A 240-nucleotide genomic window follows, 5' to 3' on the forward strand; every position below is an offset into this window, starting at 1 on the left:
ATATCCAGCCGTTATCGGTTTTAGCTAGTGGCGGTAAACGGTGCTGGCGTACAAAGTGACCATCAGTTGCTGATTGCTGTACTAGCTCATCGTTTTTATAAAGTTTGAAATGAAAAGGGTCGCTGTAAAATTCTAGGCGGTATTCGCCACCACTTACGCTGTAATCATTATTGTTTTTGCTAAGTGTGAGGGGGTATTCTGATGGGGTTGTGGTTAATATTTTAAATTGCTCGTCATGCG

Annotated in this window: 1 pseudogene; it reads right to left on the reverse strand. The window is 42.1% G+C overall.

Going from position 1 to position 240, the window contains the following annotated elements:
- Positions 1–240 (reverse strand): annotated as a pseudogene (locus AAEZ02_RS23405) (glycoside hydrolase family 31 protein); the annotation flags it as partial.

Origin of the sequence: Shewanella sp. T24-MNA-CIBAN-0130, assembly GCF_040310185.1 — a bacterium.
In the GTDB taxonomy this organism is placed as follows: domain Bacteria; phylum Pseudomonadota; class Gammaproteobacteria; order Enterobacterales; family Shewanellaceae; genus Shewanella; species Shewanella psychromarinicola.